The sequence below is a fragment of the Trueperaceae bacterium genome, from assembly GCA_031581195.1.
In the GTDB taxonomy this organism is placed as follows: Bacteria; Deinococcota; Deinococci; order Deinococcales; family Trueperaceae; genus SLSQ01.
The window spans coordinates 1-4924 of sequence record JAVLCF010000143.1; the positions used below are offsets into that span (position 1 = coordinate 1).

The 4924-nt window shown below is 63.2% G+C and carries 5 protein-coding genes; all 5 read left to right on the forward strand.

The annotated features are described in order from the left end of the window. Nucleotides 1-52 precede the first annotated feature (52 nt). Nucleotides 53-922, forward strand: a complete 870-nt coding sequence (gene pseB, locus RI554_10470) for a UDP-N-acetylglucosamine 4,6-dehydratase (inverting) (protein MDR9392439.1) — start codon at nt 53-55, stop codon at nt 920-922. Then, a complete protein-coding gene (gene pseC, locus RI554_10475; protein MDR9392440.1) occupies nt 915-2060 on the forward strand; it encodes a UDP-4-amino-4,6-dideoxy-N-acetyl-beta-L-altrosamine transaminase in 1146 nt (381 codons plus the stop codon). Before pseB ends, pseC begins: the two co-directional genes overlap by 8 nt. Before the next feature lie 14 nt (nt 2061-2074). Continuing rightward, nucleotides 2075-2794 carry a glycosyltransferase family protein gene (locus RI554_10480; GenBank protein MDR9392441.1) on the forward strand — a complete coding sequence of 240 codons (720 nt, stop codon included), beginning with the start codon at nt 2075-2077 and terminating at the stop codon, nt 2792-2794. A gap of 3 nt (nt 2795-2797) precedes the next feature. Beyond that, nucleotides 2798-3874, forward strand: coding sequence for a UDP-2,4-diacetamido-2,4,6-trideoxy-beta-L-altropyranose hydrolase (gene pseG, locus RI554_10485; protein MDR9392442.1), 1077 nt, complete (start codon nt 2798-2800; stop codon nt 3872-3874). A gap of 20 nt (nt 3875-3894) precedes the next feature. Then, a partial coding sequence (pseH, locus tag RI554_10490; GenBank protein ID MDR9392443.1) for a UDP-4-amino-4,6-dideoxy-N-acetyl-beta-L-altrosamine N-acetyltransferase occupies nt 3895-4924 on the forward strand: 1030 nt, incomplete at its 3' end.

Here is a 4924-nt window from a genome sequence, read left to right on the forward strand (position 1 = left end):
CGGTCAACGCTTCATTCGGACCGTCCTCGACCACCACGCTCCACGCAAGATCGTGCTGTTCAGCCGAGACGAGTTGAAGCAGTACGAAGCGCGAAGCGCCTTCGGCGGCGATCCGCGCCTGCGCTTCTTCCTCGGAGACGTACGTGACGCAGAACGGCTCCATCGGGCCTTCGATGGAATCGACGTGGTGATCCACGCCGCGGCACTCAAGCAGGTCCCCGCAGCGGAATACAATCCGTTCGAAGCGGTGAAAACGAACGTTCACGGCGCACAGAACGTCATCGACGCCGCCATCGATCAAGGTGTCCGCCGCGTCATCGCTCTCAGCACCGACAAGGCCAGCAGCCCCATCAACCTTTACGGCGCCACCAAGCTGGTGAGCGACAAGCTGTTCGTCCAAGGGAACTTCTACGCCGGCAGCAAGGACACCCGCTTTTCCGTCGTCCGCTACGGCAACGTCGTTGGTAGCCGCGGCAGCGTCGTGCCGTTCTTTCAGGCGCGCGCGGCGGACGGCGTCCTACCGATCACCGACGAACGCATGACGCGCTTTTGGATCACCCTGCAACAAGGGGTCGACTTCGTCTTGAGTAGTCTGGAGTTCATGCGTGGCGGTGAAGTTTTCGTTCCCAAGATCCCCAGCATGCGCGTGGCCGACCTGGCCAAGGCCATCGCCCCCGACGCCCGCCTGGAGAGGGTCGGCATCCGCCCCGGCGAGAAGCTGCACGAAGAAATGATCAGCATCGACGACGCACGACGGACCCTCGACATCGGCGATCGCTACGTCATCCAACCCGAGTTCGGGTGGTGGGGCAACGACCACCTGGCGGGCACGACGGTACCCGAAGGGTTTGCGTATACGAGCGATCGGAACGATGAGTGGCTGGACGTTCAGGGACTCCGCGACCTTCTCACGCATGCCTGACTTCCTGCCCTATGGCCGTCAGTGGGTCGACGACGACGACATCCAGGCCGTCGTCGACGTCCTCAGGAGCGACTTCCTGACCACCGGCCCCGCGGTCGAACGATTCGAGGATGCACTCGCGCACGCCACGGGAGCCCGCTGTGCCGTCGCGGTCAACTCAGGTACATCCGCCCTGCACGCAATGTACTTCGGAGCGGGCATCGGCCCCGAGGACGAGATCGTCACCAGCCCGCTGACGTTCGCGGCCACGGCCAACGCGGCCCTGTACCTCGGCGCCACCGTACGCTTCGTGGACGTCGAGCCCGACACCGGGAACCTGAACTCCGACCTCGTTAAAGCCGCGATTACGGACCGGACGAAAGCGATCGTCGCCGTGGACTTTGCGGGCCATCCCGCGGACTACGACAGCCTGCGCACAATCGCGGACCGGCACGGCATCACGCTCCTGGCCGACGCGGCGCACTCGCTGGGTGCGACGTACGAGGGGCGACCAGTCGGAACCCTCGCGGACGCCAGCGAACTCTCGTTCCACCCCGTCAAACCCGTCACGACCGCGGAGGGTGGCGCCGTCGTGACGAACGACGGGGAGGTCGCCCGCCACGCGGCACGCTTCCGTACGCACGGCATCACCAAGAACGAGGCCGAACTGGACGATCCCGACGAAGGCCCGTGGTGGTACGAACAGCATGACCTGGGCTTCAACTACCGGCTGACCGACGTGCAGGCCGCGCTCGGCACCAGCCAACTGGTGAAGTTGGAGCGGTTCATCGGACGGCGACGGGAGATTGCCGCGATGTACGACGCGACGCTCCAGGACATCGACGCGATTGAGCTCCCGGGCCGCCGCGAGAACGTGGAACCTGGCTGGCACCTGTACGTGATCAGGACACGCGACCCCGACCTGCGACGGCCGCTGTTCGAACGACTCCGCGCGCAGGGGATCGGCGTCCAGGTGCACTACCTACCCGTCCACTGGCACCCGCACTACCAACGCCTCGGATACCAGCGAGGTCTGTGCCCCGTTGCGGAGGACTACTACCGCCGCGCGATCTCCCTACCGATCTTCCCCGCCATGATGGACACGGACGTTCAGCGCGTCGCCGACACCGTACACTCGACCGTGAAGGAACTGACATGACACCCCCACGCGTCGTGGTCATCGTGCAGGCCCGCATGGGGTCGACGAGGCTACCTGGCAAGGTCCTCATGGACCTCGAGGGGCGTCCGATGCTGGAACGGCAGCTCGAGCGACTTGCCAGAGCCCGCACGCCGGATGCGATCGTCATCGCCACCTCCAAGGACGTGCGCGACCAGCCCATCGTCGATCTAGCAGAGCGGCTCCACATCCCGTTCACGCGAGGCAGCGAAGAGGATGTCCTTGACCGATACACCCAAGCCGCGCGTACCTACGAAGCAGATGTCGTCGCTCGCGTGACCGCCGACTGTCCGCTCGTCGATCCAGCGGTCCTTGATCAATGCGTCCACACGCTCGCCGACGACCCATCGCTCGACTACGCCAGCAACACGCTCGAACGCACCTACCCCCGAGGCCTTGACGTCGAGGCCATGACCCGGTCCACTCTCGAATCCGCAGCCCGCGAGGCAACGGATCCAGCCGACCGAGAACACGTGACACGGTTCATCTGGAGGCAACCCGAACGTTTCCACCTCGGCTCGTTGCAACATTCCACCAACCACAGTCACCTTCGCTGGACCGTCGACACCGACAAGGACCTTCAGGTCATCAAACGCATCTACGCCGACCTGTACGCGCAGAAACCCGACTTCGGGCTCCAGGAAGCGCTCGATCACGCACAGAAGCACCCAGAGGTTCACGCCCACAACCATGACGTGGCTCAGAAGGTGATCTGACCCGTGCGCGTGGCGATCCGAGCAGATGCTGGTCATCACATTGGCCTGGGCCACGTGATGCGTTGTTCGCACCTCGCCGATGAACTGCATCAGCGGGGGCACACTCCACGTTTCGTCTCGAAAACCCACGCAGGGCATGCCGTTGACCTGCTGAAAGAACGTGGGTTCCACGTCCACGACCTACCCGCTCGCATGCCCCATTCGAGCGATATCAGCACCTGGCTCGGTGCCACACCCGATGAGGATGCACGAGAATCGCAGGAAGCACTGCGAGCGATCGGGTCGGTCGACTGGCTCATCGTCGATCACTACGGCGTCGACGCACGCTGGCATCGCGCGATGCGGAGCGTCGCGGAGCGAATCCTCGTGGTCGACGATCTCGCCGATCGGCCACTCGACGCCGACGTAGTCGTGAACCAGAACCTTGGTTTCGATGAAGCCGACTATGCGGACCTGGTTCCGAGTACCTCTCGCTTCCTCGTGGGACCACGGTACGCACTCCTCGACCGAGCCTATGCCGCGGCCCGAAGGGACGCGCGCCCCAAGACCGCTGCCCCGAACGAAGCCATCAACCTTCTGGTCAGCCTGGGCGGAAGCGATCCCAAGAACCTGACTGGCCAGCTCCTCCAAGCAATTGAGCGGCTCTTCTACCCGTTCGACACGATCGACGTCGTCATCAGCCGCCAGCACCCTGAACGCAGTGCCTTCTTCGACCGCTGGAGCCGGCATGAGCACCTTCGCGTGCACGTGCAACCCCCTTCGCTCGTGCGGTTGCTTGCAGCCGCAGACCTCGCGGTTGGCGCTGGCGGAAGCTCCACATGGGAGCGACTATGCATGGCCGTTCCGACCGTCATGGTCGTCTCGGCGGAGAACCAACGCGCCATCGCTAGGACAATGGCCGCAAGGAACCTGGCCATCGTCGTGGAAGACCCTCTTGAGATGGCCGACGACCTCCGAGCCCAACTCGCCGCTCTCGCCTTCGACGCGCATCGGCGGCAAGCCATGGCCACTTCGGGCGTGTCGATGGTAGACGGGTATGGGACGCGTCGCGTCGCTGACGTCATGGAGAGGCTCGCATGACTAAGCGGAGACTGCGGCCGATGACCGCTAGAGATCGGTCCCTCATTCTCGATTGGAGGAATGCACCACGCGTTCGCACAGGCATGCGGAACGATGCTGTCGTCGAGACTCGTGAACACGCTGCCTTTATCGAGAGCGTCCTGCACGACCCGACGAAGAAGTACCTCGTGTACGAAGACGACAAAGGCAAACCCCAAGGACTCGTCAACTTCGTTCGGATCGATACCGATACGCGTTCAGCAGAATGGGGCATCTACGTCGGGGAACAGAAGAGCAACGGGATTGGCACCGCGATGGCCGTCGCCGCACTAGACCTCGCCTTCGACGACCTCGGCCTGCAACGGGTCGAAGCCGAAGTACTCGGCGTCAACCCCCGAAGCTTGCGCTTCCACGCGAAACTCGGTTTTCGTACGACCCGGATCGACATCGACGCTTATTTTCGGGGAGACCGACATTACGACGTCCACCATCTCGTAATGGATATGGACGCCTGGAACTCCTCGAGAGAGCAGCTCATCGCCGGCGAGCCGACACCATCAGAACGACGGCCGATCGTTATTGCCTCGACGAAGAACTGGAATCACATCTTAGTCCCCCGCGTAGCTAGAGAAACGGGACGGATCGTCCATTGGATCGAGCGAAGAGACGAGCTAACGAAGGAGTCCTTGGATCAACTAGCGCCCGACTACATCTTCCTTCCGCACTGGTCGTTCATCATCCCCGAGACCGTCTACGACGCATTCGAGACCGTCGTATTCCACATGACGGACCTGCCGTTCGGCCGCGGCGGCAGCCCGCTGCAGAACCTCATCGCACGTGGCATCTACGAGACGAAGATCACGTCGCTGAGATGCAACCAAGAACTCGACGCGGGAGACATCTACCTCAAGACACCGCTATGCCTGCATGGGAACGCCGAAGACATCTACCTCCGCGCACGCGACGCCATCGGCCGACACATCATCGAGATCACGACCGCCACGCCCACCCCGACACCGCAAACAGGGGAGGCAACGCTCTTCAAACGCCGGACGCCAGCGCAAAGCGAGA